The organism is Roseivirga sp. YIW32 (assembly GCF_057219245.1).
This window is the reverse complement of record NZ_JBXVVG010000001.1, coordinates 1,159,511-1,184,957: the sequence shown is the minus strand read 5'-3', so window position 1 is coordinate 1,184,957 and position 25,447 is coordinate 1,159,511. Positions and strand designations below refer to the sequence as shown.

Here is a 25,447-nt window from a genome sequence, read left to right as displayed (position 1 = left end):
TAGCAAAACAAAAGTAATAAAATTAGTCAAACGTTCACGACCTAACTAGGGTTCCCAACATGCAGTCAAAAGAGATCAGGAAGCAGTTCATCAAGTTTTTCGAGGCAAAAGGACATCGCTATGTTCCTTCTGCACCGATGGTGCTTAAAAACGACCCTACGTTGATGTTTACTAATGCGGGGATGAATCAATTCAAAGATTTATTTCTTGGAAATGCAGCAGTAGACTACAAGCGCGCAGTAAACTCACAAAAATGTCTGCGTGTTTCTGGCAAGCACAACGACCTGGAAGAGGTTGGAATAGATACCTATCACCATACCATGTTCGAGATGCTGGGCAACTGGTCCTTTGGCGATTATTTCAAAAAAGAGGCCATTTCATGGGCCTGGGAACTGTTGACAGAAGTTTACCAATTACCGAAAGACCGGTTGTATGTAACGGTTTTTGAAGGAGATCAATCCGACAATTTAGCTTTTGATCAAGAGGCCTTTGATCATTGGAAAGAGCTGATCGAAGAAGAACGCATTCTCAACGGAGACAAAAAGGATAATTTTTGGGAAATGGGAGACACAGGACCTTGCGGGCCCTGTTCCGAGATCCATATCGACCTTCGGTCAGCAGAGGAGCAAGCGAAAGTTCCGGGTAAAGACCTGGTCAACCAAGACCATCCGCAAGTGGTGGAGATCTGGAATTTGGTGTTCATGCAATATGATCGGAAAGCCGATGGTCATTTGGAAGACCTTCCCGCCCAACATATCGATACCGGAATGGGCTTTGAGCGCTTGGCAATGGCCTTGCAAGGGAAATTGTCGAATTACGATACGGATGTATTTAGCCCTCTTATTGCCAAGATAGAGGAATACTCTGGAGTAGCGTACGGTGAGTCTGAAAAAACGGATATCGCCATACGTGTGATCGTAGATCATGTCAGAGCCATTGCTTTTGCCATCGCTGATGGCCAATTGCCAAGCAATAACAAGGCAGGCTATGTGATCAGAAGGATCTTGAGAAGAGCAGTACGTTATGGCTATACGTTCTTACAGCTGAAATCGCCTTTTATCCATCAATTGGTTGATGTATTGGCGGAGCAATACGAAGGCTTTTTTGATGAATTGGTAAGTCAGCGAGAGTTTATTACAAAAGTCATCAAAGAAGAAGAATTGGCCTTTTTACGCACGTTGGAGAAAGGCTTGAAAAGACTAAGTGAAGAGTTTGAAAAGCCAGAGGTCAAGGAAGCAATAAAGAATGCGCAAGCACTTTTAAACGAGACTCAGGACTCTTCGGAACGAGCGCAATTTCAACTAGACGGTAAAGTTGCCTTTGAATTATCCGATACCTTCGGATTCCCACTAGATCTTACAGAACTGATCGCCAGAGAGAATGGCCTGGGGGTAGATGCTGAAGGTTTCCAGCAGGCGATGAAAGCACAAAAGGAACGTTCTAAAGCTGATGCTGCCTCTGATAAAGGGGATTGGGTAGTGCTCAATGATGACATTTCCGAATTCGTTGGCTATGATCATGTCGAGTCTTCCGCAAAGATCTTAAAATACAGAGAGGTATTGGATAAAAAGGGAAAGGTTTACCAGATCATACTTGATAAGACCCCTTTTTACGGAGAAAGTGGTGGTCAAATTGGGGATCAGGGATTCTTAAGATCAGCCAAGGATGAAGTATTCATTTACGATACGCAAAAGGAGAATGATTTGATCGTTCACTTCACCAAAAAACTTCCTCAAGATGTTGAGGCAGATTTTACTGCTTCTGTGAATACTGCTCGTCGAGATTTGATCAAGAACAACCACTCAGCAACACATCTTTTGCATGCCGCATTGAGAGCAGTATTAGGTGACCATGTGCAACAAAAGGGTTCGTTGGTGTCGGACGAGGTGCTCAGGTTTGATTTTTCACATTTTCAGAAGGTTACAGCTGAGGAGATCGAACAGATCGAGCAGCTTGTGAATCAACGGGTTAGACAGAACATCGCCTTAGATGAAAAAAGGAATGTTCCGATTGACGAGGCGAAAAAATTAGGGGCCACAGCTTTATTCGGAGAAAAATACGGCGATTTTGTTCGAGTGATCACCTTCGATCCGGAGAATTCGGTTGAATTGTGTGGTGGAATACATGTGCCGGCCACTGGTGTTATCGGAACCTTCAAGATCATTGCAGAAAGTGCCGTCGCGGCCGGAGTGCGTAGGATAGAGGCCTATACTGGTCCGAAAGCCTTCGACTACGTGCAAGACCAAGAAAGGTCACTGTCGGCAGTGAAAGACCTTTTGAAGAACCCCAAAGACATCGAAAAGGCCATTCAGTCACTTCTTGAGGAGCAAAAAAGGCTAACCAAGGAGATAGAGTCTTTACATGCAAAACAAGCCAATCAAGTCAAAGAAGGGCTTTTGAATAAACTACAGCAGGTTGGGGATATGAATGTCCTTATTGAAAAGGTGGTGCTACCCAATGCAGATGCCTTAAAGAAGTTAGCTTTCGAATTGAAAAATGAAGTCAACGGATTTTTTGGTGTGTTGGCCGCAGATATACAAGGGAAACCACAAATCGCGGTGATCGTCGATGACGAATTGGTGACAACCAAAAAAGCAAATGCAGGAAATATCGTCAGAGAGTTGGCCAAGCATATCAAAGGTGGAGGCGGAGGCCAGCCATTTTTTGCTACAGCTGGAGGAAAAGACTTAGGAGGTCTGGACGAGGTAGTGAAGCAAGCGAAGCAGCTAATTGCAGCTCTTTGACAGATAGCACTGCCATATTGAAGGAGGCTGGGTTTGAAGCCACAATAGGCCTTGAGGTCCACGTGCAACTCAATACGAAAACAAAAATATTTTCTTCTGAAGCGAATGGACAGGCAACGATGGCCAATTCCAACATCGGACCTGTTTCCTTAGGCCTTCCGGGCACTTTGCCTGTCTTGAATGAGGAAGTCGTAAACAAAGCCATTCAATTTGGAATCGCCGTAGGTAGCGAGATCAATGAACGTATATATTTCGACAGGAAGAGCTACTTCTATCCAGATTTACCGAAAGGCTATCAAACCACCCAAGATCGCGCTCCGATCTGTTTGGGAGGCGTAGTTGAAGCTTATGCAAAAGGAACCGCAGGGACGTTGGTTCAATTGCATCATACACATCTGGAAGAAGATGCCGGCAAATCGCTTCATGATGCCTCGGAAATAACCGGTATTGATTTGAATAGAGCGGGTTCGCCGCTGATCGAAATAGTCACCACCCCTTGTATCAAATCGGGACAGGTAGCAGCAGCTTTTTTGCAGGAGATCCGCCGTATCGTTCGTTTTTTGGGTATAAGCGATGCCAATTTGGAAAAGGGTGAGCTTCGTTGTGATGCTAACGTCTCGATCAAAAAGGAGGGTAGTACAGAACTTGGTACTCGAGTGGAGATCAAGAACATGAATTCTTTCAATCATGTCAAAAGGGCCATTGATCATGAATTAAAAAGACAATTGCATGAACTAAAGCGAGGTAACAAGGTGATCGGTGAAACGAGAACCTTTGACCCAGATAAAGGAATAACGCAAAGCATGCGGTTCAAGGAGGAACTAAATGATTACAGGTATTTTCCATGCCCTGATCTGCCACCACTCGCCATCAGTTCGGAACAAATTCAAGCAATAGCACAAGGGTTAGATCGGACTCCTGCACAAGTCAGAGGAATGTTTCGGGATCAATTTAGCTTGAAAGAAGAAGATCTTGCTTTTTTAAGTGAAGACATCCAGACAGCGAATTTTGCTCTTGAATTGATCGAGCATGTCAACAAAGCGGCAGAGGCTACTAAATGGCTGAAAGGCCCCCTTAAGGTATACTGTAATGATAACAATCGCACGTTTAACGAATTGCCACGATCGGCAAAAGCAATTGCTGAATTGATTCGAATGGAAGAGGAAGGGCAAGTGACAAGAGCTTCTGCTCATCAAATCTTCGGACATCTGATGGCGTCTACCCAAAAAGCATGGGACATTGCCCAAGAGGGTGGATGGCTGATAACTAAGGATACAAATAAATTGGAACGGATTGTATCGGAGGTGTTGTTATCTTTACCGGATGAAGTAGAAAAATACCGCAAGGGCAAACAACAACTCTTCGGTCTTTTCATGGGTGAAGTGATGAAACGGGGAGGGAAAACACTTGATCCCAAACTAATTCTAGAAGCTTTGCGTAAAGAACTATCGAAATGAATAAAAGAACCTTAAGTCTATTCCTACTCTTTGCCATTGGCACATGGGCATGCAGTAGTGTTAAAAATGATAACCTCATTACTATAACAGGTAAGATCGATGAGGCCATTCCTCAAGGTGAAGTGATTCTGGAGCGCTACGAAAGAGGCCAGATCAGCCCAGTGAAGACTGCCTATTCTGATCATGAGGGCAATTTTGAAATTGAAGCGGAAATTGATGGACCAGGGTTTTATCGTCTCAATGTGTACGGCAAACAGTTCGAGACCATTGTTTTATCAGATGAAGATCTTCAAGTAAAAGCAACAGGTGTTGAAGGAGCGCCAGTGACCGTTACGGGCTCAGATGACATGAAATACCTCGACGATCTCTACAGCTACATGGAAGGCTACCAACAAGTGGTAACCGATTTCAATCAGCGCTACATCGCAGCGCGTAACAGCGGAGATGCTCAAAAGGTGGAAGAGCTAACCAATGAAGGGATGATGCTCGAAGAGCAAAAGATCAAAAAATTAAAAGAGAAGGCATGGAGCTATGAAAATAGCCTGGTGTCTTTGCTTGTGCTGGATTATATCCCCGACAAGGAGGATGAGTTCAATTTCCTTGACTCGTTGATTAATAAACTCCAGAAACAAATGCCGGAGGCCAAGGATGTGCAATTCTTTGCTGCTCAGCTCGACAATTTCAGACCTGCGGTAAGCATCGGTGATATTGCGCCAGACATTACATTACCTAACCCACAAGGCGAGCCAATGAGCTTGTCGGATCTCCGAGGACAATACGTACTCTTAGATTTTTGGGCCGGCTGGTGCGGTCCATGTCGAAAAGAAAACCCAAATGTGGTAAGTCTTTACAAGGAGTACAACGACGACGGTTTCACGGTTTTTTCAGTGAGTTTGGACAGAACAAGAGACCGCTGGGTTGATGCTATTGCCAAAGATGGCCTGATCTGGCCAACACATGTTTCTGACTTGAAGTACTTTCAATCAGCAGCAGCAGTGAAATACAAAGTAAATGCTATTCCGTACGCCTTGCTTTTGGATCCTGAGGGAAGAGTGATCGGAAAGAACCTAAGGGGTATTCGATTACGTAAAAAGCTGGAGAGTATATTCGGGGAGCCTTCCGTTCCTTAGTGAAAAACTTCCTTGAGCGCTTTCCAAAGCGCTCTTTTTTTATCCATATCTGTGGCGACAGCCTCTAAATGATCCGAAAGTATGTAGTGCTTTCCTTTGAGTTCTATTGGAGCATAGACTGCACTTTGCGCTAATGGCTCTATCGTGCGTACCCCAAAACTGATAAGGTGTCTATGCTGATGCTCTGCTAGTAGGGCATTAAACTGTTCGGGAGAGCATCCATAAACATTTGCCATTAACGCATCTTTTGGTTTTCGATTAATGGCCTCCAGAATTTTAAACAACAACGCTTTTGAGTCTGCCGAGATCTTACCCTCTGCGCTGAAGAGCACAATGCAATGCTTTAAATTCTCGCCGAAGGTGACAATGGGATTAAGGGTTATCTCTTCGGTTTCTTTTTCTCTTTGTTGAGTCGGCTCACTTGGTAAGTCAGCTTCCTTTGATGAAACGGTCGCTTGACTCTTGATCGAGTCCTCAGCGATCACATAAATGGGCTCATCGATTAAATAGGGGAGGTATGCACTTCCTTCTTCCATAAAGTGAAAATAGCTAGTGAAAGACGAAAGACCATTGCCATTGGAGGATTTATCTTCTGGTGGGGTCGAAAAATAAACTCTTCAGTTCAGTGGCATCTTCTGCTTTCATTCGTTTAGCCAAGACTAGACGCAATTGTCGTCTCCTCAAGGCCCCTGCATAGAGTTCCTTTTCTTCTTCCGTTTGAGGTACTAACTGAGGAACATCTATTGGCCTACCGCCCTGGTCAACGGCTACAAAAGTGAAAAAGGCACTATGGCTCTTGAATTTGGTGCCGGACGGAATATTCTCTGCAAAGACTTCTACGTACACCTCCATAGAAGAACTAAATGCTCTAGTGACTTTTGCCTCTAGGGTGACCACATCTCCTAGTTGAATGGGGTTTTTAAACGAAATGTTATCAGCAGATGCGGTGACCACGATGCGGTTCGAATGCTTTTGAGCTGCTATGGCAGACACAACATCCATCCAGTGCATTAGTCTACCACCCATTAAATTATTCAATGTGTTGGTGTCGTTAGGTAGGACCAATTCCGTCATTGTGACGCAAGAGGCCTGAGGAGTTTTGCTTTGTTTTGCCATATTATATTCTTTTATCGGCAAAGGTAAGCAATGAAAACGAGATGTTTGTCAGGATATAGCTCTCTACTTAGAATAAAATTTGCATGAATAAATAAACATATATAAATATAAAAATTTACCATCCTTTTTGTCCAAGGAGTGGGACAAATCGGAAGTTCTGAAATTTTTCTGAACGCACTTTCTGCTCTGACAACTTCGTGATGCGCAACATTTGTTGTGTTTTTTCATCACCAACAGGAATCACCAAAATGCCACCAATGGCCAGTTGGTCGATCAGACTATCGGGTACGCCAGGTGCACCTGCAGTGACGATGATCTTGTCATAAGGGGAGTGAAGAGGTAGACCTTTCGATCCATCACCGTAAAAAAACTGTGGCGAATAACCCATTTGAGGCAAGAGCCTTTTGGTTTGTTGATAGAGTGCTTTTTGATACTCGATCGTGTATACGCGAGCGCCTAATTCTAGCAGGACAATGGATTGATAACCTGACCCTGTGCCAATCTCCAAGACTTTATCTCCTGGTTTTATCTGCAATAATTCCGTTTGAAAAGCTACAGTGTAAGGCTGCGAAATGGTTTGCCCGGAACCAATGGGAAAAGCTTTGTCTTGATAGGCATGTTCAACCAAGGCATTTTCGAAAAAGAAATGGCGTGGAATTTTTCCAATGGCTTCAAGCACCCGTTGGTCTTGAATCCCCTTATCGGCGACAGTTTTCACCAATTGTCGGCGCATGCCCTTATGTCTATAGCTGTCTTCCATGTTGGGTTCGAAGATAGCTTTTTCCCTTAGTTCGGCATAGTGAATTTTCAAGCAAACAAATCCGAGTGCTATTCTATTTACTCCCTGATATTAATTAACATTGAAACATGTTTACAGGGATTATTGAGACACTTGGAGAAGTAGTTCAAGTGACAAGAGAACAAGGCAACATTCATTTTGACATCAAAAGCGCCATTAGCGATGAGTTAAAAGTAGATCAATCGGTCGCACATAACGGGGTTTGCCTAACGGTTGTGGCAGTTGATCAGGGAAAACACACGGTCACGGCGATTGACGAAACCTTAAAGAAGACCGACTTGGCGCAGTGGAATGCCGGCTTTAAGGTCAATCTGGAGCGTTGCATGGTAGCCAACGGTCGTTTTGACGGCCACGTTGTACAAGGGCATGTTGATCAGATTGGTACAGTAGAAGCGATTCAGGAACAAGGAGGGAGCTGGTTATTTGATTTTAGCTACGCCCCCCAATATGGTAATGTGACGGTTGAGAAAGGATCCATTTGCATCAATGGCACAAGTTTAACCTGCTTTAACTCAGCGGAAGGAAAATTTCGAGTGGCCATCATTCCTTATACCTATGAGCACACCTCATTTCATCAGTTGAAAGTAGGGGATGAGGTAAACTTAGAATTTGACATTATCGGCAAGTATGTGAAACGCCTGTTAGGTAAATAATGAAGGTCAAATTTACAATAGTACCTCATGTGTTAACTTTTCGGTTTGAGGCGGGTACGTCTCGAGGTAGTTTCACGGAAAAGCCTACCTGGTATATTATCGCCAGTGATCAGCACGGTCGACAGGGAATTGGGGAAGCAAGTCCTTTGAAAGGCTTAAGCATTGATTATAAGGAAACCTATGGCCAAGGTTTGAGAATGCATTTAGACAGACTTGAGGCGCTAGAACTACCAGAGACGGCACAGGAAATCCTCTTGTACTTAAAAGAGCATGTGCCGGTAGACTTACCTTCTGTCTTGTTTGGAATTGAGGTGGCGCTTTTAGATCTGATCAATGGGGGAGACAAATGTATTTTCCGAAGCGATTTTTTTGACGGACGATATCGTATGCCCATCAACGGGTTGATCTGGATGGGTGATGAAGAGTTCATGCAGCAACAAATCGATGAAAAACTCAAGGCAGGGTTCAGTACCATCAAAATGAAGATCGGTGCCATTGGTTTTAACAGAGAAATACAGCTTTTAGAGAACATTAGACAACATTATGGGGCCAATGAAATCACGCTTCGAGTGGATGCCAATGGAGCTTTTGGGCCTGATGAAGTCCGCGATAAGTTATTGGCCTTAGCGGCATTGGAGATCCATTCCATTGAGCAACCCGTTAAAAAAGGACTCACGGATGTAATGGCTGAACTCTGTGCAGAAGAAATCCTTCCCATCGCTTTGGATGAAGAATTAATTGGCGTTCACTCCTTTGAGGAGCGCAAAGCTTTATTGGATCACATAAAACCACAGTTTCTCGTGTTGAAGCCCTCATTGTTGGGAGGGATCTTATCAACAAAGGAGTGGATTCAACTGGCCGAGTCCAGAGGTATTGGTTGGTGGATGACCTCCATGCTTGAATCCAACATCGGATTGAATGCCATAGCGCAATTTACAGCTCAATATCGTCCCACCTTGCCCCAAGGATTAGGGACAGGACAATTATATCATAATAATTGGCCTTCTCCTTTAGAGATCAAGAACGGCCAGTTGCGTTATAATAAACCCGTTAGCTGGGCTCAGATCGGTGAATTGGTTTCTTGAATACCCTATAAGTATTCATTATTCGGACTATCCTAATGATCGTTGTAGAAGGAGAGCGCAAAAAAAAAGCAGTCATTGACTGCTTTTTTTAGATGGTATGGGATTTCACCAAGCTTCTCCAATAAATGGAATGGATTCGGAAAATGCTTTTTCGGTCACCAAATCAACATAATGGTCTATTTCAGCAAACTTCAAAGAAATTAGTCCCCCAAGTTCACGCTCCATTCTTCTCAAGTATTTCTGTCGAAGTGCCGTTTCGGCAACTCTTCTTTCCATTACGGCATCAAGAATTTCTTCTGCTTGAACATCCGTCATGGTATCAAACTCCTTTACATATTTAACAAGCGTTTCCTGTTGAACCTCAACATATTTGTGTCTTGCAGCTTCATACTCGTCGTAAATCGCCCAAAATTTGATTGCGGTCTCGCCTTCGAGCCTCATGTACTTTCGAATGATGTTCTTTTTGCTGTTGTCTTTGAAATGCGCTTGAATAGCAGCGATCTCAGACTCATGTTATGCCATTGCAGATGATGCAACCAACAGTAGCACGAAAAGGGTACTTGGTATTTTTTTCATAGTCAAAGGTTTCATGATTCAATTATACAAAATCTAATGTATTCATTGAGAGCGGATGCATAAATATTCATTCATATCTACACAGAATATTCAGGACAACGTAGCTTCAGGTTAGCTTCGATAGCTCATTAATGAAGTGAGCCATACCCTCTGTGGCCTTTGCTCTAATGATCGTCACTTCTCTGTTGGCCGGATAGCTTACTTCCTTTGGGTCAATTAAGTAGATTGAGCAATCTGCCGGTGTATAGGCCAATAAGCTTGCTGCAGGATACACTTGAAGAGAAGTTCCTACCACCAGGAAGAGATCAGCTTCGGCTGCATGTTCAATGGCTTGTTCCATGGCCGGCACAGCTTCTCCAAACCACACGATGTTCGGTCGCAGTTGACCACCAAGTTCGCAAGTATCGCCAAGTTTCAATTCCCAACCCTTGATGGGATAAACCAAGTTTTCATTCAAGGTACTTCTCGATTCAAACAACTTTCCATGAAGATGAAGGACATTAGTGGACCCTGCTTCCTCGTGTAAATGATCTACATTTTGTGTGATGACTTGAACATCGAACTCCTTTTCCAGCGATGCCATCAGTTGATGTGCGCTGTTTGGCGATGCGCTTAATGCTTGTTTTCTTCGTTGGTTGTAAAATTCGAGGACCATGGAAGGGTTTTGTTGCCATCCGATAGGAGAGGCTACTTCGGTGACATCATGTCCTTCCCAAAGGCCATTCGCATCCCTAAAAGTGCTTAAGCCACTTTCGGCACTGATGCCAGCTCCTGTTAACACAACCAGTTTTTTCATTTCTGTTTAAGGTAATTCAGTTCTTTGTCGTCATCAACCTATTGCACGAATCTAAATCCTCTGTGCGCATGATGATAAGCCCTTTTCTTAGATGCCTTTGGTTTTAATTCGGTTTGGTTAAATGCCTAATTCCTCCCGGTTTTTCCTCAATACATCAATAATGAATTGTATGTGTGCAGTTTGATCTACTCCCAATAGCTCAATTCCCTTATCAATTTCATCTCGCTCGACCTTTGCCGCAAAGCCTTTCGATTTGAGCTTCTTTTTCACCGATTTTGGAGTCAAACTTTCTATTCCATCAGGTCTTACCTGGCAGCAGGCAACGACGAAACCGGTCAGCTCATCGCAGGCAAGAAGTGCTTTGTCCAACAGTGTCTCGTATGAAACGTTCCACTTGGTGTAGTGGGCCGATATGGCATGCGCTATCTTTTCTTCACCCCTTTCTTTCATTAAATTTACAATCCGATTGGGGTGTTCTTCCGGAAAGGCCTCATAATCGGCATCGTGCAATAAGCCTGTGATGGCCCATTCTTGTTGGTCTTCTCCAAAATGTTCAGCATAGGCTTCCATGACCAATTCTACGGTTCTGGCGTGCCTAAGCAAACTTTCTCCTTTTGTCATTAATCGCAGGATCTCTTGGGCTTCAGGCTTTGTCATTTCTTTAACTGTTGAATAAAAAAGGAAGTGATCTCTTGTTCGAATTGCTGATTCAGCAGCAAGTTTGGGTTCCCATAGGTCGCATTATTCTCCACCGGGTTAGCGGTGGCATCTTTCAATACATGATTCATGCCTTTGATGATCACCAATTGAGACTTGTCATTCGAAATATGCAGGCGCTGTGCATCTTCAACACTTACTTGTAGATCGGTTGATCCATTGATAACCAGAATCGGCATTTTGAGCTTACTGATCTCATCGGTTGGATCGTACTTCATCCATGACATCATAAAGGGCTGAATACTTGGTCGAAAAATGTTCTGTAGGAAAGGGGAGACGGTATCCTTTGGAACACCCTTTTTTAATGAGGAAAGAATCGTTTCAGCTTCCTCTAACAACCTCGGAGGGTTGTATGGATTGGCCTTGAATTGAGTCATTAGCGTTTCATCGATAGAAAAAGAAGGTCCCGCAATTGAAGCGAAAGCATCGACCGGATGTTTTTGACTGATCAGCATGCCGATTAGTGAGCCTTGGCTATGTCCGGCTACTCCGATTCGTTTGAAGCGTTTATCGGCTAAGAGGTACTGTAGGAATTGCTCAGCATCTTGGACGAAATCCTCAAAACTAAGTTCAGCTTCTACAACTTTAGCCTGGGCACTCATTCCCATTCCACGTTTATCATAGCGCAAAGAGGCAATTCCCTGTTTTGCCAATGATTCTGCCAGTAGTTTTAATGAATTGTTCTTCCCTTGAAGCATGGCTGAATTGCCGTCTTTGTCGGTTGGACCAGAGCCCTGAATGATCAAGACCGCCGGCATTTTCTTCACACCTGTAGGATAGGTCAATACACCTCCTAGGGTTCCATAGGACATGGAGATCTCAATATTTTCTTCTTGATATGACTGTGCCGAAAGAGACAAACTCATAAGTACAAGCACTGTCAGAAGAGCTATTTTTCGCTGCATATGAGCGAAATCTAATGAAATCGATGGAAACAAAATAGTCTTCAACCGCAAAGTCTATCATGAAGAAGTCAGGGCTTACTTCTTCTTTGCTTTGCTCTTTTTCTTTGGAGCTTTGCTTTCAATATGTGCCTGTGCCTCTTCCAAGGTCATCTCAGTCACGTCGACCGTTTTAGGCAATTCTACTTTCGTTTTGCCTTTGATGACATGGTGCCTTCCCCAACGCGCTTTTTCTACACGGATTTCAGCATCTTCCCAATGATGGATGAGTTTGTCGCGCTCTTTTTGGAGCTTTTCTTCAATGAGTTCCTCAATATCATCATTGGATAGGTTGTCCCAATCGTATTTCTTGTTCACATTGATGAACATATTGTCCCACTTGATGAAAGGACCAAATCTACCCTTGCCCTTGGTCACAGGTTTTTCTTTGTAGGTGTAGATGGGAGCGTCAGCTTCTTCTTTTTGACGAATAAGATCGACGCAATCCTCTAAGCTAATGCTGAGGGGGTCAGCACCTTTTGGTAGAGAAACAAAGTTTCCATCGTATTTGATGTAAGGCCCATATCGTCCATCGGCAACAACTACTGTGGCTTCGCGATAATCTCCAACCTCTCTCGGTAATTTGAAAAGGTCAAGTGCCTCTTCGAGTGAAATGCTTTCTAGAAACTGCCCATGTTTTAGGCTGGCGTATTGTGGTTTAGGCGCGTCCTCTTCCTCACTTGTTTCACCCAATTGGGCAAAGGGACCGTATTTACCCAAACGAACAGAAACGGGTTTGCCTGTTTTAGGATCTTTTCCTAAGACTCTTCCCGTATCCGGTCGATCATCTTCGAGCGCTTTTTCAACTAAAGAATGAAAAGGATCATAGAATGACTTGATCATTTCCTGCCAGTTCTCTTTGTGATGTGCGATTCCGTCGAAGCGTTCTTCCACATTTGCCGTGAATGAGTACTCCAATACATCTTCGAAATGCTCCGTGAGGTAGTCGTTCACCACCATGGCAATGTTGGTCGGAAATAACTTCGATTTCTCCGTCCCTGTAGTTTCTATGTTCGTATTAGTCCTGATTTGATTGTTTTTGAGAATTAATTCCTCATACGGACGCTCTACACCTTCTCTGTTCTCTTTTAGTACGTATTGTCTTTTTTGAATAGTAGAAATGGTGGGTGCATAGGTTGATGGTCTACCTATTCCCATTTCTTCTAATTTCTTTACCAAGCTGGCTTCGGTGTATCTTGCCGGTGGACGAGAAAATGTTTCCCTTGAGTAGATTCTATCCAAATGGATCTCTTGTCCAATGGTCATTGGAGGGAGCATGTCCTTAGCTTCTTCTTCGCCATCATCATCGGATGATTCCATGTATACCTTTAAGAACCCATCAAACTTGATCACCTCACCATGGGCAACTAAGGTTTCGCTCGTTGTTGAGATGCCAATGGTAGCCGTGGTCTTTTCTAGTTGAGCATCCGCCATTTGCGAAGCAGCAGCTCTTTTCCAGATCAATTCGTAAAGTCTTGACTCGTCGTAATTGGCACCTGTCGAATGCACCGCAAAGTTGGTGGGTCGAATGGCTTCGTGCGCCTCTTGCGCACTTTGACTTTTCGTTTTGAATTTTCTGTTTTGAATGTATTCTTGGCCGTAGGCACTTTTGATTTCATTATTCGCACCTTGAATGGCTTCGTCAGAAAGATTGACCGAGTCAGTCCTCATGTAGGATATCTTACCTGCTTCGTACAGTTTCTGAGCTAAACTCATGGTTCTTGATACAGAATACCCCAGTTTACGGCTCGCCTCTTGCTGAAGCGTGGAAGTAGTAAATGGGGGCGCAGGTGTTCTTTTTGCCGGTTTGGTGACCAAATTATCGATGCTGAAACTTGCATCAATACAAGAATTTAAAAACGCTTCCGCTTCTGCTCTCGTATTGAGTTTTTTGGGTAGCTCAGCTTTCAGTGTTCTGCCTTCTAATTCAAAGAAAGCGGTGACCTTAAAGCTGCTCTCTGCGGTGAACTGATCAATTTCGCGTTCTCTTTCGACAACCAAACGAACAGCAACCGATTGTACACGTCCGGCCGATAATTTAGGGGCGACCTTTCTCCAAAGTACAGGCGATAATTCATACCCTACGATACGGTCTAGGATACGTCGCGCCTGCTGCGCATTGACCAGGTCGATGTCGATTTCACGTGGATTATTCAATGCCTTCTGAATCGCCGATTTAGTGATCTCTCGAAAGACGATCCGTTTGGTCTGTGCGGGGTCTAGTTTTAAAGCCTCTTTTAAATGCCAACTGATTGCCTCTCCTTCACGGTCATCATCACTGGCCAGGTAAATAAGTTCTGCATCTTTGGCTAGTTTTCTCAGCTGTTTGATGACATCTCTTTTGTCTGCCGTTACCTCGTACGTGGGTTCAAAATTATTGTCAAAATCAATTGCTTTATCACCCTTAGGTAGGTCTCTCACATGGCCGTAGCTAGAGACCACCTTGAAGTCTTTACCCAGATATCCTTCAATGGTTTTGGCTTTAGCAGGAGACTCTACAATGACTAGATTTTTTGACATAAGTGCTGTTTGATGTTGTACTAAGGTGCCCCAAAGATGGCTATAAAACTTTCAAAAAAACAAATATCTTCACGCCGACCCTTTTGAAAGGTAGACGATTTGTCTTTCTTCAAGTCAGTGGTTGTTCAACTGAGAATAGAACGAGATGGTTAAAAATATTTTGATTATAAGACACTGTGAAGCAGAGATGGACTCATCTTCCAGAAGAGATTTTGACAGACTGCTTTCCAAGAAAGGTGAAGCGCAAGCCAAGCGCCTGGGCGAACACGTAGAGGGCTTATCGCTAGAGCTCGATGCGCTGTATGTCAGTCCGGCAAAACGAACCATGCAGACGGCATCCTTACTAATGCAAGCCTTAACAGCTTCCCCTCGCTTGATGGACGCAGAAGAATTGTACGAAGCCACAGAAAATGTATTGAAAGCGGTGGTAAATCGCTTTGATCAAGAGTTTAATGCGGTCGCTTTGATTGGCCACAATCCATCGGTCAGTGGACTCTTTAATTACCTCAGTACGGATTTCTGTTCTTTTACCCCCGGCACATGTGCATGGATGAGTTTTGAAGTCGACGATTGGCAAGAGATTTCAAGCAATAGTGGAAAGGTCCACGGCATTTTCGAACCTTAAATTTTCAATAATTAACGCAAGGGTGACTGAAATATGTCATAATGCGCTAATTTCGTACAATGGCATCATTAGGAAGACACATTATCGTGGAGTATTACGACTGTACTCCTGAATTGCTCAACGACGTTGTGGGCATTGAAAAAAGCATGGAAAGTGCTGCTGAAGAGGCAGGCGCTACAATAATAAACTCTACTTTTCATCATTTTTCTCCCTATGGAGTTTCAGGAGTGGTGGTCATACAAGAAAGTCATTTGGCCATTCATACCTGGCCCGAATATGGTTATGCTTCGGTGGATTTGTTCACCTGTGGAGATACAGTGAATCCTTGGGTTTCTTATCAGGCATTAAAAGAAGCCTTTCAAGCAGGGCATGGTTCTGCTGTAGAGCTATCGCGAGGAGAAATGGCCTTGTTGAAACGAAAGAACTTCAATCTACAAGCGATGAGGGATGAGAAGAGTGCCATAGAAGGCGATCCGATCAGAACACGAGATGTTTGGTTCACTGAACGGGATGATCAAATCGCTTTATCATTGAAACATGACGGCAAGCTCTACGATGTACAGTCGGATTTTCAGAAGGTTTCGGTCTTCAAGACACAAGCTTACGGCAACATGCTGACCTTAGATGGCATGGTCATGACTACCGAAAAGGACGAATACGTTTATCATGAGATGATCACGCATGTTCCCATGTTGACTCATCCCAAACCTAAAAGAGCACTCATCATTGGTGGTGGAGATGGAGGAACTGCTCGGGAGTTACTTCGGCACGACGGGTTGGATGAAGTAGTGATGGTGGAGATCGATGAAAAAGTGATTGAAGCCAGCAGAATGCATTTACCTTCCATTGCCTCGGCTTTAGATCATCCGAAACTTAACCTGATCATTGATGATGGCATCAAATACGTCAACGAATCGGCTGATGGCAGCTTTGATCTGGTGATCGTTGACTCAACAGACCCGGTGGGACCGGCTGAAGGCTTATTTACCGTGGAGTTCTACAAAGAGGTGCACAGGATCCTGAGCGCTGATGGGATCATGGTGACACAAAGTGAATCTCCTCGCTTTAATAGTCAGGTGTTTAAAGAGATCTACCAGACCTACCGAGGAATTTTTGGTCAAGAGAATGTGCATTGTTACTTAGCCTATATTCCTACCTATCCAACGGGCATGTGGTCATTCTCTTATTCATCAAAAGGAAACGCACATCCTTTAAAGGACCTCAATGAAGAAGCTGCAATGACGTTTACCAATCAGAATAAGTTGAAATACTACAATGAAGGAATCCATAGGGCCGCTTTCGCTCTACCTTCCTTCGTAAAAGAAATGATCTAATGAGCGGTTTTGATCCCAATGGCGTAGGCGTAAAAGGAAGCTTGTTTGGTTTACCTTATTCCCTAGATGATGCGGACATTGTCGTGTTGCCAGTTCCTTGGGACGTGACGGTTTCTTATCAGGCGGGTACTTCCAAAGCACCGGAAGCGATCCTAGAGGCATCAAGTCAACTAGATTATTTTCTATTAGACAATCCAAAGGCCTGGCAAATGAAGGTTGCCATGGCAGATATTCCTGAAGTTTGGGATGCATTAGGTCTAGAACTGAGAATCAAAGCAGAAGACTATATCGCTTGGCTCGAAGAGGGTAGTCCACGCGAACAGCAAGAAGAGATGGCCAAGGTGCTGCGAGCCATAAATGAAGAAACTTCTCAATTGATGGAGTATGTGGCACAAGAAACCGCCTACTATCACCAGGAAGGTAAAAAGACGATATTGCTTGGAGGAGACCATAGCACGCCTTTAGGGCATATCCAATCCGTTCTCGCTACAGAGACCGACTCGGTCGGTATTTTGCAGATCGATGCCCATGCTGACCTAAGGAAAGCCTATGAAGGGTTCACCTACTCTCATGCCAGCATTATGTGGAATGTGCTCGATCAAATTGAGAATGCTCATTTGGTGCAAGTAGGGATCAGGGACCTATGCGAAGCGGAGGCGCAACTCATTCAGGAACAAGACCGTATCACCTGTTTTTACGACCAACGATTGAAAGAACGACTTTTCAATGGGGAATATTGGTCAATTCTCTGCAAAGAGATCATCAATGCATTGCCACAGAAAGTCTACATCAGTGTGGATATCGATGGTTTAGAGGCTCAGTATTGTCCAAACACCGGTACTCCTGTACCTGGAGGCTTTAGCTTTGAACAAGTTGTTTTTCTTTTCAATCAATTGAAGGCCTCAGGAAAAGAAATCGTCGGTGCCGATTTAGTAGAGGTAGGTGCCAATGAATGGGATGCTAATGTTGGGGCGAGGGTCTTGTGGCAACTTATTCAATTGATGAAATGATCTCATGGAAGGGGTTATTGCAGCAAAAGGGCATGCACTTATTCGAGAAGATTCCTCAACTTTTAAGACCATTCGTCTGCCAATGATCAGAAAATGGCGATACCATTTGATGCCTAAACCCCTTTGCTGTATTATTGACCTTTCTTAACGAACAGCAAATTGAATTTTCTATACGACGCAGTAGGTGATTTTGCCGGTTGGATCTGGGGTTTTCCTTTACTCATCTTAGTGATGGGCGGAGGGCTCTTTTTCATAGTTTATAGCCGTTTTATGCCATTTCTTTACTTCAGACACGCGATTCGCGTGTTGATGGGCAAGTACGATGAACATGATAAAGAAGGTCAGATCAGTCATTACGAAGCCCTTTCTACGGCACTTGCGGCAACAGTCGGTATGGGGAATATTTCTGGTGTAGCCGTAGCCATTACGATGGGAGGCCCAGGGGCTATCTTTTGGATGTGGGTCTCGGCTTTTTTTGGTATCGCCACGAAGTTTTATACCTGTACCTTAGCCGTGATGTACCGAAAGCGTGAAGAAGATGGTGAAGTGCGAGGCGGACCTATGTATGTCATCACGGAAGGTTTAGGCCAAAAATGGCGACCACTCGCTGTATTCTTCTGTATTTTCGCCCTGATCGGAGCGCTGCCTATTTTTCAGGCAAACCAATTGACCGCTGCGCTGAACGTGGTACTTGGTCCGAGCCTTGGCTATGACCCAACCAATTCCTTTATGCTGTTGGGTACCAATATTTCCTACGCTTCTGCGCTCATTGGTTTGATCTTGACGGTACTTGTATCTACGGTTATTTTCGGCGGGATTCAAAAGATCGCCAAGGTGGCTTCACGCATGGTGCCATCAATGGTTGTGCTCTATTTCTTATTGGTTGTCTATATTCTCCTTCAGAACGTTACTGAAGTTCCGGCCATTTTTGCTTCGATATTGGAAGAAGCCTTTACCGGTAGTGCTGTTTTAGGAGGAGGCTTGGGTGCTGTCATCATTGTGGGAGCAAAACGAGCAGCTTTTTCAAATGAAGCTGGTATCGGTACTGCACCATTGGTGCATGGAGATTCTAGAACGGATGAACCTGTCAGAGAGGGCTTGGTTGCCATGCTCGGACCGGCCATCGACACCTTAGTGGTCTGTACCTTAACGGCATTGGTTATTTTGGGTACCGGTGTTCACGAGGCATACCTTGGTGCCGAAGACACTGGATTGCTAGGAGTGACCTTAACCTTGGAAGCATTTAACGCAGCCATTCCTGGAGTTGGAGGATATTTACTTGGTCTATGTATTTTGGTGTTTGCCGTTAGTTCACTGCTTTCGTATTCCTATTACGGAGTGAAGAGCATGTCATTCATGCTGGGTGTGAAAAGAGGAGGGATCTACAATTACATTTATATCGGGACGATCATTTTGGGCTCTGTGACCTCTTTGGGCTTTGTGGTCAACTTGATCGATAGCAGCTTTGCCTTAATGGCCATTCCTACCATGGTCTCAGCGATTCTACTAGCGCCAAAAGCATTGGCAGCCTCTAAAGATTATTTCGCCAGGTACAAAAAGGGAGAGTTCAATTAGCGTTGAGCGTCCAATCGCTTGAGTAGTTTGCGAAAGCGCTTGGTGTCATAGTTGGCCATGCCTGTTTTTCGGACCACTACTTTTTCCTTTGGTGAGATGACAAAGGTGGAAGGAACAAAACCCGTTTCATACAAGTCAGGTAAAGGACTTGCCAATTGAAAGATCGGTAGGTCAAGTCCCTTGTTTGCCATCCACTCTTTAGCCTTTGAAAAGTCTCTATCCTCTGAAATCATTAAGAAAACAATTTCATCATTTTCTTTAAAATCTTGATAGAGCGCATCAATGCTGGGCATTTCAGCTACGCATGGAGGGCACCAAGTTGCCCAAATATTGATAAAAATGGTTTTACCCCTTAAGGTTTCAACGTCGATGATTTGGTCATTTTCATTGCGAAGTTTGAAGTTATAAACTGCGTTGAGGTATTCGTTTTCTTCTAAACTTCCTGCATTGAGAAGGCCTGTTTTTAGCACAACACCCTGCACTCTGCCAAATACCTCAGCTTGAGAATTGGTCAAAAAGATCACGGCGAAGATGACCACCACAATGCTGAACTCAATGAGGTCTCTTTTTTTGACTTTAAATCTTTCCTTCATGGTTAATGGACCAAATTTACTGGAAATAAGTTCATTTCGTTTCCCTTCTCTGTGACTTGTGTTGCATTCAGTACCTTCTTTGGTGAAATCCGACCATTTGCAAAACTACTCATGGTGTTTTCTTGTTAGCCCTTTAACTTGGGCTAAACTTTTAACAAAACATGAAGAAATTCTTACAACTAGTCGTAGTACTCACATTTTTAGTCACACTCAATGCCTGCGGTCCTGCCGAGGGTGTATATTTTGAAAACCTAGAAGATGGCCAAACGGTAAGTCTTCCATTAACGGTGCAAATGGGTGTCGTCGGAATGGAAGTTGAGCCGGCAGGTGAAATGAATAAGGACAAAGGACATCATCACATCATTATTGATGGTTCTTGGTTGAAAACAGGTGAGACCGTAGGGGCCAGTAACACGGTAATTCACTATGGAAAGGGTCAAACGGAAGTGACATTGACAGAGGAGAATATCACAACTCCGGGAGAACATACCATTACTCTACAATTTGCCAATGGCTTGCACCAATCTTATGGAGAGGCGTGGAGCAAGACCATTACTGTGAATGTTCAATAACGCATTAGAATATAAGCGATAAACAAGAAAAGGCTCCAAAAGGAGCCTTTTCTTTTAAAGCGCTACTTCGACCTGAGCACGAGTTTTCGCTTAAAACTATGGATCATTTGCTGATCTAAGTGCATCGGTCTGAATGCTCCTTTGACGTACATTTCTGCCTGATCCTTGTAATGGGGGCTAAAGATGTTGCCTGAATTCCCGGTAGGCAAAATGCTGCGGCTGTTACTTTGATCCGAAAAGTCGATGATCCTTCTGGTAGAAGGTCCAAAAGTCGCATGGTAGGTGAGGTCTCCATCCAAAGGGAATCCAATGTTATTCAGTACTTCAGAACCGCTCGGTGCTTTCAAAGGGCCGACATTAAAATAGGGCCGCAGAAGTTCTATTTGACCAAAAGGATGATCATGCTCCAATAAGTGTTGATTTCCCCATTCGATCAATTCGATGTCTTCTCCAAAGGTACCGTTGATCAGTTCTGCTGTTTGTTTCAAGGCACGATTGATCGTCTCCGATCGTGTTTCTTCTTTCTCTGTGTTGATATTGTCCCACCAAATAGAGGATTCATTTTCAAGTAATTGGGCCATACTTCTCTTGTAAGCATTGGTGTTGGTAAACGCTTCAAAATTGTCGACGCCCATTTCATCTGCCAGGGTCATTTTCATCACTTGATAGATGAACGCATTGTAAATCACAGGGGCATTAGCTTCTAATCCATGTGAACCATCCCATTGCTCTAGAGTCGTCAAAAGATTCCGCTCAAATTCTGTTGTAGGCTCTGATTGATTGACCAAAATGGATTTTAGTTCGATGCTGACAGGATTAATATCATCTGTTAGCATTTGTTCCATGTACCTCAAATCGATTTTGTCTTTGTTTTCAATTAAATCGACTATTCTGCGCCCTCTGTCTTCAGGCAAGTAGTAACCCGGATAAAGTCCGCTATCGATCGAGTCAGGCTGATTATTCGCACTGTAGACGTAGCCCCAAGGTGGATTCTCCGCTTGTGGGTTTTGACTGAAGTCTAGGAATCCTTCGTATTCATCAGGACCTGAGCCATCCAAGATCAATTTGGAATTTACTTGAGCAGGACGCTTCGGCAATTTCGCAGACGCCCACCAAGCCACGTTGCCTGCCTTGTCACCATACATGACGTTTAAGCCGGCGGCATGAATCTTAGCGGCAGCATTGCGCACATCGTCCATTCCTTTTGCCCTGTTGAATTCGAAGGCCACATCGAGCATGGAATTGTCAAACGCAGTTAAGGCCCACCACATACTAGTCGGTGGTGCACTCTCGAGGCCATCGACCACATCATTCACAATTGGGCCATGGTGCGTACTTCTCACTGTTATGGTGACCGTTTCGGCATCTTTGACTTTGATCAGCTCTTCTCTGCGGGTAATAGGCTTTGATTGCTTGTTGAATAGATAGGCATTCGGGTCATTTGGGTCTATTTGTTCCTGAAAGAAATCGATGTCGTCGTTTTCAAACATGGTGAGGCCCATGGCCATTTCTTGATTATGCACAAGTAAACCAAAGGGCAGTCCGGCAACAAAATATCCATAGACTTCTAGGGTAGGACTGTTGAGGTGTGCTTCGTACCAGACAGAAGGAGCCGCATAATCAATGTGGGGGTCGTTAGCAAAGAGTACTTCACCAGTGGCAGATCGCTCAGGAGAAATGACCCAACTGTTACTACCCAGCCATTTTGGTACCGGGAGCTGTTCAAGTAGGTTCTGGGTATGAGTGCTTAAGGCCATATAGGCATCGGCGTTGGGATAATTGCGAATCAATGTGGTCTTAGGATCGACAGATAGACTTAAATCTGCCAGGTACTCAGGTCCCAGTTTATCCATCATGGTAGTTGCCCAAGGGTCAAGCTTATGGGCATGTGCGAAACTGAAAGACATGTAACCGATCACATTGTAGATATCCTTTAAGTCAAAAGGACTTTTTTCAAGTCCAGCTAAGGTGTATTCAATTGGAGTGTAGCCCTGTTCAACAAATAAATTGACTCCTTTAAGGTATTGCTCACTCAATTGAAGGACCGGTGATCCCTTTTGTCTCTGCAGCTGTTGCGCCATTTTTTCCGAGTACTGATCGATGGAAAGTGTTCTGAAGAATTTGTCAATTTCGAGCATTTCAGGACCAAAAAATTCAGAAAGACGACCTGGGGCTATTCTTCTCAAAAGGTCCATTTGCCAAAGACGCTCTTGTGCATGCAAATACCCGAAAGCTAAGTACAGGTCTTCATCATTGGTTGCATAGACATGAGGAATACCGTAATCATCAAAATACACTTCGACCTTGTCTTTTAGTCCATCAAGCTGCAGATCTCCTTCATACTGAGGAACAATGGATTGCGTATAGAAATAGGCAATTAGAAAAAGGAAAGTGCAAAGCACGAACAGAGCGACGAGTACTCTTTTAAGGATCTTCATAGGGTTTGTATTAGCCCCTCAAACTAATAAAACATCAGAGAATCGAAGCTAAGTCTATCGAGCTTTTTGTCCGCGGCCAATTAAAAAATAGAGCAGGCTTCCAATGAAGGGTAATAGAATGGCTACTAATAACCATACGATTTTATTGTTAGGCTCTTCAAACTCACTTCTAAGAATGTCGACCAATGCAATAATGAGCATGAGAAAGGGAAGACCAAAAATGAATAGAAGTATGAGAAGTTCAGGGCCTCCAGGTATGTCTGAAGCGAGAAAATAGTTCATATGTGTGTTACAAAAAAGGTGCACTTTAAAGTACACCTTTTCTATTGATTTCAAAAACTGATCTAGTTGTTATCCGGTAGATCGATATCAACATTATTGCGATAATCCCCCAGCAAATGCTCAGAGAAGAAATACCACATCATTTGTTCATAATAATCGCGCTTACTGCCATAACCATGTCTTGAACCTGGAATTGGCATGTAATCAAATCGTTTACCAGCTTTCATTAGCTCATCTGCCAATCGCATGGAGTTTGCCGGGTGAACGTTGTTGTCTCGCGTACCATGAGTCAACAACAAATGCCCCTTTAAATTCTTGGCCAACGAAGCATTGGTTTTGATACGAGCATCCCAAGAGATCTCAGTCGTCTCATTTCCATCGTCATCCTTCTTCTTTTTCTCAACACGCTTGACCCCGTTGTGGGTTTCACTCCACCATTTGTTATACACGTTGTTGTCGTGGTTACCAGCCGAGGAAGCGGCCGCTTTGTAGAAATCAGGATAGCTCAATAGGGCAGCTGAGGACATGAATCCACCACCGGAATGACCGAAGATGCCGATGTTATCAAGGTCGATGAAGTCGTGGCGTTCGGCCAATTGCTCCAAGGCGCGCTTGTCATCCGCGAGAGCATAGTCTCTCAAATTTTCATAGCCATAGGTATGATAGTATTTAGATCGCTTTGGAGAACCGCCTCTATGACCCATGCTTACCACAATAAAGCCAAGTTGAGCCAGTGCTGTGTTGTACCCACCAGTAATCGTGAATTCTTTACTACCGCCAAAGGATTCTACTTGAGGTCCGGGATAAACATACGAGATGATGGGATACTTCCTGGTGGAATCAAAATCAAAGGGTTTGAACATGATACCATGCAGATCAGTGATGCCGTCGTCCGCTTTCACGGTGAATTTCTCTGGCATTTGCCATCCGGCATGTTCCAATAAGGAAATGTCTGCCGTTTCGAGATCAATGAGTACGACGCCATTGGCATCCTTAACCACCGACCTAGGTACTACATTGGATGCAGAGTAATTATCGACGAAATACTTTGAGGATTCTGAAAAGCGTGTGGTGTGATTGCCCTCTTCACCAGCGACCATGCGGAAATCAGATCCATCGAGATTCGCTCGGTAGATCTTGGCATGGTAGGGATCTTGTCCTTCTTCTCTTCCATAACCTTCGAAGAATACTTTTCTCGCCGCCGTATCGATACGTTGGACACTACCCGTAACGAAGTAGCCTCCGTTGGTGATTTTATTTTTGAGTGCGCCTGTTTGGCCGTCATACAGATACAATTGTCCCCAACCGCTCTTTTCAGACCAATAGACCAATTCTTCACCCTCGTTCAGGATCCATAAGCCTTGCCATTCCCAGTTGAAGTAGGGGTGGTTGACATCTGTGAAAAGTGTTTTTACTTCACCATTTGATGTATTGATCACAGCAACATCGAGTGTGTCGCTTGTCCTGTTCATTCTGGTAAAAAACAGCTTGTCAGATGTTTCTCCCGGTAAATAGGTGCTGATCGTTTGGTCGGTGTATTTATCGATTGCGATATCTAGTCGCTCTTGTGTTTCGACATGAAAAATGCTAAGGTGTTCTTGAGGCACCTCTTGGTCGCCTGGCATGGCGTATTTGTAGGACTCGAGTTCAGGTCTTGGGTTAGCAAGCTCATCGATAACCCATAGTTCGCTTACCTTTCTTGAATCACTTCGATTGGAATAAAGTTTCGTGCCATCTTTGAACCATCGCGCTACCGGACGATACCTTTTGGTTGTATCATTCTCAGTCTGAGCATCACGGCCTGCAGCAAAGCTGAAATAGGCTTCGCCATCCGTGGTCAGCTGTATTTCAGTGGAGTCAGCATCATCGCTGCGCATCAAATACAAATTGTGGTTTTTAGCGAAGGCGATGTAGGTACTGTCAGGAGAGTAGTACGCCCAATTGGTTCTTTCATCCTCTTTCTCAGTCGAGTCACCTTTGGTGATTCTTTTGGTTTGCAGGTCGAAATGGAAGTCAAAATCGTCGACTGTGAACGTTAGTGTTTTGTTGTCGTCTTCAAGTTCTAAATCCTTAAGATCTAAGTCGTTGTGATTCCAGGGTTTAGCCGTTAATTCACTCAATTGTGCCGCAAAGTCCTTGTTGTCGAAGAGCGGCTGTTTGGTCTTCTTTGCCGGATCGACCACATAGAATTTTTTGCCTTCTGTAGTGGTATAGCTGTACCAGAATTTGTCAGAGTCCTTAAACCAGATCGGATTGACTCTCGTGCTTTTGAGCATTTTTCGAATGTTGCTCGATTTGAATTTTTCAGCAGCTTTAAAGTTGGCTTTGTGCTCTTGTCCTAAGGCAGGAAAAAGAAGCATCATGCCGAGTGCTAAGCATAGGATTTTCTTCATAATTAGATTTGTTTGGCGAGTTGAAAATAATCGACAGCAAGGCACAAAACAATTTGATTTGATAATCAGCTAAATGCAGGGATGGGCGGAA

At 44.0% G+C, this 25,447-nt stretch carries 22 protein-coding genes; 10 read left to right on the top strand and 12 right to left on the bottom strand.

Going from position 1 to position 25,447, the window contains the following annotated elements:
* Positions 1 to 59 precede the first annotated feature (59 nt).
* Genes alaS through AC2D6U_RS05730 form a run of 3 tightly spaced genes read left to right on the top strand, consistent with a single transcriptional unit; the run spans position 60 to position 5,331 of the window.
* Positions 60 to 2,744, top strand: coding sequence for an alanine--tRNA ligase (alaS, locus tag AC2D6U_RS05740; RefSeq protein WP_484719990.1), 2,685 nt, complete (start codon positions 60 to 62; stop codon positions 2,742 to 2,744).
* Positions 2,741 to 4,201 carry an Asp-tRNA(Asn)/Glu-tRNA(Gln) amidotransferase subunit GatB gene (gene gatB, locus AC2D6U_RS05735; protein WP_484719989.1) on the top strand — a complete coding sequence of 487 codons (1,461 nt, stop codon included), beginning with the start codon at positions 2,741 to 2,743 and terminating at the stop codon, positions 4,199 to 4,201. The genes alaS and gatB overlap by 4 nt, the downstream gene beginning before the upstream one ends.
* The gene (locus AC2D6U_RS05730; RefSeq protein WP_484719988.1) at positions 4,198 to 5,331 is read left to right on the top strand and encodes a redoxin domain-containing protein; all 1,134 of its coding nucleotides are present in this window, start codon (positions 4,198 to 4,200) and stop codon (positions 5,329 to 5,331) included. The genes gatB and AC2D6U_RS05730 overlap by 4 nt, the downstream gene beginning before the upstream one ends.
* Here AC2D6U_RS05730 and AC2D6U_RS05725 read toward each other — a convergent pair.
* The 3 genes from AC2D6U_RS05725 to AC2D6U_RS05715 form a co-directional block, all read right to left on the bottom strand.
* The gene (locus tag AC2D6U_RS05725; protein WP_484719987.1) at positions 5,328 to 5,867 is read right to left on the bottom strand and encodes a DNA polymerase III subunit psi; all 540 of its coding nucleotides are present in this window, start codon (positions 5,865 to 5,867) and stop codon (positions 5,328 to 5,330) included. The genes AC2D6U_RS05730 and AC2D6U_RS05725 overlap by 4 nt on opposite strands.
* Before the next feature lie 49 nt (positions 5,868 to 5,916).
* Entirely contained in the window at positions 5,917 to 6,447 is a 531-nt protein-coding gene (locus AC2D6U_RS05720) for an acyl-CoA thioesterase (RefSeq protein ID WP_484719986.1), read from the bottom strand.
* A 115-nt stretch (positions 6,448 to 6,562) separates the two neighbouring features.
* Entirely contained in the window at positions 6,563 to 7,207 is a 645-nt protein-coding gene (locus AC2D6U_RS05715; RefSeq protein WP_484720585.1) for a protein-L-isoaspartate(D-aspartate) O-methyltransferase, read from the bottom strand.
* A 107-nt stretch (positions 7,208 to 7,314) separates the two neighbouring features.
* Here AC2D6U_RS05715 and AC2D6U_RS05710 point away from each other — a divergent pair, with 107 nt between their 5' ends.
* Together AC2D6U_RS05710 and AC2D6U_RS05705 are read left to right on the top strand one after the other, a co-directional pair.
* Entirely contained in the window at positions 7,315 to 7,899 is a 585-nt protein-coding gene (locus AC2D6U_RS05710) for a riboflavin synthase (protein ID WP_484719985.1), read from the top strand.
* The gene (locus AC2D6U_RS05705; RefSeq protein WP_484719984.1) at positions 7,899 to 8,984 is read left to right on the top strand and encodes an o-succinylbenzoate synthase; all 1,086 of its coding nucleotides are present in this window, start codon (positions 7,899 to 7,901) and stop codon (positions 8,982 to 8,984) included. Before AC2D6U_RS05710 ends, AC2D6U_RS05705 begins: the two co-directional genes overlap by 1 nt.
* 105 nt (positions 8,985 to 9,089) lie before the next feature.
* Here AC2D6U_RS05705 and AC2D6U_RS05700 read toward each other — a convergent pair whose 3' ends face one another.
* The 5 genes from AC2D6U_RS05700 to topA form a co-directional block, all read right to left on the bottom strand.
* On the bottom strand, positions 9,090 to 9,425 hold the full coding sequence (locus AC2D6U_RS05700) for a hypothetical protein (RefSeq protein WP_484719983.1): 336 nt from the start codon (positions 9,423 to 9,425) through the stop codon (positions 9,090 to 9,092).
* Positions 9,426 to 9,666: 241 nt separating this feature from the next.
* Entirely contained in the window at positions 9,667 to 10,356 is a 690-nt protein-coding gene (locus AC2D6U_RS05695; protein ID WP_484719982.1) for an SIR2 family NAD-dependent protein deacylase, read from the bottom strand.
* Positions 10,357 to 10,473: 117 nt separating this feature from the next.
* Positions 10,474 to 11,013, bottom strand: a complete 540-nt coding sequence (locus tag AC2D6U_RS05690; protein WP_484719981.1) for an HD domain-containing protein — start codon at positions 11,011 to 11,013, stop codon at positions 10,474 to 10,476.
* Entirely contained in the window at positions 11,010 to 11,978 is a 969-nt protein-coding gene (locus tag AC2D6U_RS05685; protein ID WP_484719980.1) for an alpha/beta hydrolase family protein, read from the bottom strand. Before AC2D6U_RS05685 ends, AC2D6U_RS05690 begins: the two co-directional genes overlap by 4 nt.
* A 75-nt stretch (positions 11,979 to 12,053) precedes the next feature.
* Positions 12,054 to 14,534, bottom strand: coding sequence for a type I DNA topoisomerase (gene topA / locus AC2D6U_RS05680; RefSeq protein ID WP_484719979.1), 2,481 nt, complete (start codon positions 14,532 to 14,534; stop codon positions 12,054 to 12,056).
* Between the two features lie 145 nt (positions 14,535 to 14,679).
* Here topA and AC2D6U_RS05675 point away from each other — a divergent pair, with 145 nt between their 5' ends.
* The 4 genes from AC2D6U_RS05675 (at position 14,680) to AC2D6U_RS05660 (ending at position 19,078) form a co-directional block, all read left to right on the top strand.
* Positions 14,680 to 15,159, top strand: coding sequence for a SixA phosphatase family protein (locus AC2D6U_RS05675; RefSeq protein WP_484719978.1), 480 nt, complete (start codon positions 14,680 to 14,682; stop codon positions 15,157 to 15,159).
* 59 nt (positions 15,160 to 15,218) lie between these two features.
* Positions 15,219 to 16,493: a polyamine aminopropyltransferase gene (speE, locus tag AC2D6U_RS05670; protein WP_484719977.1), complete on the top strand. Its 1,275-nt coding sequence runs from the start codon at positions 15,219 to 15,221 to the stop codon at positions 16,491 to 16,493.
* Entirely contained in the window at positions 16,493 to 17,503 is a 1,011-nt protein-coding gene (locus AC2D6U_RS05665) for an agmatinase family protein (protein ID WP_484719976.1), read from the top strand. Before speE ends, AC2D6U_RS05665 begins: the two co-directional genes overlap by 1 nt.
* A gap of 159 nt (positions 17,504 to 17,662) precedes the next feature.
* Positions 17,663 to 19,078: an alanine/glycine:cation symporter family protein gene (locus tag AC2D6U_RS05660; protein WP_484719975.1), complete on the top strand. Its 1,416-nt coding sequence runs from the start codon at positions 17,663 to 17,665 to the stop codon at positions 19,076 to 19,078.
* Here the strand turns inward: AC2D6U_RS05660 and AC2D6U_RS05655 are convergent.
* On the bottom strand, positions 19,075 to 19,671 hold the full coding sequence (locus AC2D6U_RS05655; RefSeq protein WP_484719974.1) for a TlpA family protein disulfide reductase: 597 nt from the start codon (positions 19,669 to 19,671) through the stop codon (positions 19,075 to 19,077). The genes AC2D6U_RS05660 and AC2D6U_RS05655 overlap by 4 nt on opposite strands.
* A 161-nt stretch (positions 19,672 to 19,832) precedes the next feature.
* Here AC2D6U_RS05655 and AC2D6U_RS05650 point away from each other — a divergent pair, with 161 nt between their 5' ends.
* The gene (locus AC2D6U_RS05650; protein ID WP_484719973.1) at positions 19,833 to 20,243 is read left to right on the top strand and encodes a DUF4399 domain-containing protein; all 411 of its coding nucleotides are present in this window, start codon (positions 19,833 to 19,835) and stop codon (positions 20,241 to 20,243) included.
* A 62-nt stretch (positions 20,244 to 20,305) separates the two neighbouring features.
* Here AC2D6U_RS05650 and AC2D6U_RS05645 read toward each other — a convergent pair whose 3' ends face one another.
* The 3 genes from AC2D6U_RS05645 to AC2D6U_RS05635 form a co-directional block, all read right to left on the bottom strand.
* On the bottom strand, positions 20,306 to 22,681 hold the full coding sequence (locus tag AC2D6U_RS05645; protein ID WP_484719972.1) for a penicillin acylase family protein: 2,376 nt from the start codon (positions 22,679 to 22,681) through the stop codon (positions 20,306 to 20,308).
* A gap of 54 nt (positions 22,682 to 22,735) precedes the next feature.
* Entirely contained in the window at positions 22,736 to 22,882 is a 147-nt protein-coding gene (locus tag AC2D6U_RS05640) for a PLD nuclease N-terminal domain-containing protein (protein WP_484720584.1), read from the bottom strand.
* Positions 22,883 to 23,025: 143 nt separating this feature from the next.
* Positions 23,026 to 25,356 (bottom strand): S9 family peptidase, encoded by a 2,331-nt coding sequence (locus AC2D6U_RS05635; RefSeq protein WP_484719971.1) that lies wholly within the window; start codon positions 25,354 to 25,356, stop codon positions 23,026 to 23,028.
* Between the last annotated feature and the right edge of the window lie 91 nt (positions 25,357 to 25,447).

Excerpts from the sequence above, each read along its gene's own strand:
- AC2D6U_RS05715 (WP_484720585.1), bottom strand. The coding sequence starts at position 7,207 with ATGGAAGACAGCTATAGACATAAGGGCATGCGCCGACAATTGGTGAAA.
- AC2D6U_RS05675 (WP_484719978.1), top strand. The coding sequence starts at position 14,680 with ATGGTTAAAAATATTTTGATTATAAGACACTGTGAAGCAGAGATGGAC.
- AC2D6U_RS05730 (WP_484719988.1), top strand. The coding sequence starts at position 4,198 with ATGAATAAAAGAACCTTAAGTCTATTCCTACTCTTTGCCATTGGCACA.
- AC2D6U_RS05685 (WP_484719980.1), bottom strand. The coding sequence starts at position 11,978 with ATGCAGCGAAAAATAGCTCTTCTGACAGTGCTTGTACTTATGAGTTTG.
- AC2D6U_RS05665 (WP_484719976.1), top strand. The coding sequence starts at position 16,493 with ATGAGCGGTTTTGATCCCAATGGCGTAGGCGTAAAAGGAAGCTTGTTT.
- AC2D6U_RS05635 (WP_484719971.1), bottom strand. The coding sequence starts at position 25,356 with ATGAAGAAAATCCTATGCTTAGCACTCGGCATGATGCTTCTTTTTCCT.
- alaS (WP_484719990.1), top strand. The coding sequence starts at position 60 with ATGCAGTCAAAAGAGATCAGGAAGCAGTTCATCAAGTTTTTCGAGGCA.
- speE (WP_484719977.1), top strand. The coding sequence starts at position 15,219 with ATGGCATCATTAGGAAGACACATTATCGTGGAGTATTACGACTGTACT.
- AC2D6U_RS05650 (WP_484719973.1), top strand. The coding sequence starts at position 19,833 with ATGAAGAAATTCTTACAACTAGTCGTAGTACTCACATTTTTAGTCACA.
- AC2D6U_RS05705 (WP_484719984.1), top strand. The coding sequence starts at position 7,899 with ATGAAGGTCAAATTTACAATAGTACCTCATGTGTTAACTTTTCGGTTT.
- AC2D6U_RS05655 (WP_484719974.1), bottom strand. The coding sequence starts at position 19,671 with ATGAAGGAAAGATTTAAAGTCAAAAAAAGAGACCTCATTGAGTTCAGC.
- topA (WP_484719979.1), bottom strand. The coding sequence starts at position 14,534 with ATGTCAAAAAATCTAGTCATTGTAGAGTCTCCTGCTAAAGCCAAAACC.
- AC2D6U_RS05710 (WP_484719985.1), top strand. The coding sequence starts at position 7,315 with ATGTTTACAGGGATTATTGAGACACTTGGAGAAGTAGTTCAAGTGACA.
- AC2D6U_RS05690 (WP_484719981.1), bottom strand. The coding sequence starts at position 11,013 with ATGACAAAGCCTGAAGCCCAAGAGATCCTGCGATTAATGACAAAAGGA.
- AC2D6U_RS05720 (WP_484719986.1), bottom strand. The coding sequence starts at position 6,447 with ATGGCAAAACAAAGCAAAACTCCTCAGGCCTCTTGCGTCACAATGACG.
- AC2D6U_RS05640 (WP_484720584.1), bottom strand. The coding sequence starts at position 22,882 with ATGCTCATTATTGCATTGGTCGACATTCTTAGAAGTGAGTTTGAAGAG.
- AC2D6U_RS05695 (WP_484719982.1), bottom strand. The coding sequence starts at position 10,356 with ATGAAAAAACTGGTTGTGTTAACAGGAGCTGGCATCAGTGCCGAAAGT.
- AC2D6U_RS05725 (WP_484719987.1), bottom strand. The coding sequence starts at position 5,867 with ATGGAAGAAGGAAGTGCATACCTCCCCTATTTAATCGATGAGCCCATT.
- AC2D6U_RS05700 (WP_484719983.1), bottom strand. The coding sequence starts at position 9,425 with ATGAGGCTCGAAGGCGAGACCGCAATCAAATTTTGGGCGATTTACGAC.
- AC2D6U_RS05645 (WP_484719972.1), bottom strand. The coding sequence starts at position 22,681 with ATGAAGATCCTTAAAAGAGTACTCGTCGCTCTGTTCGTGCTTTGCACT.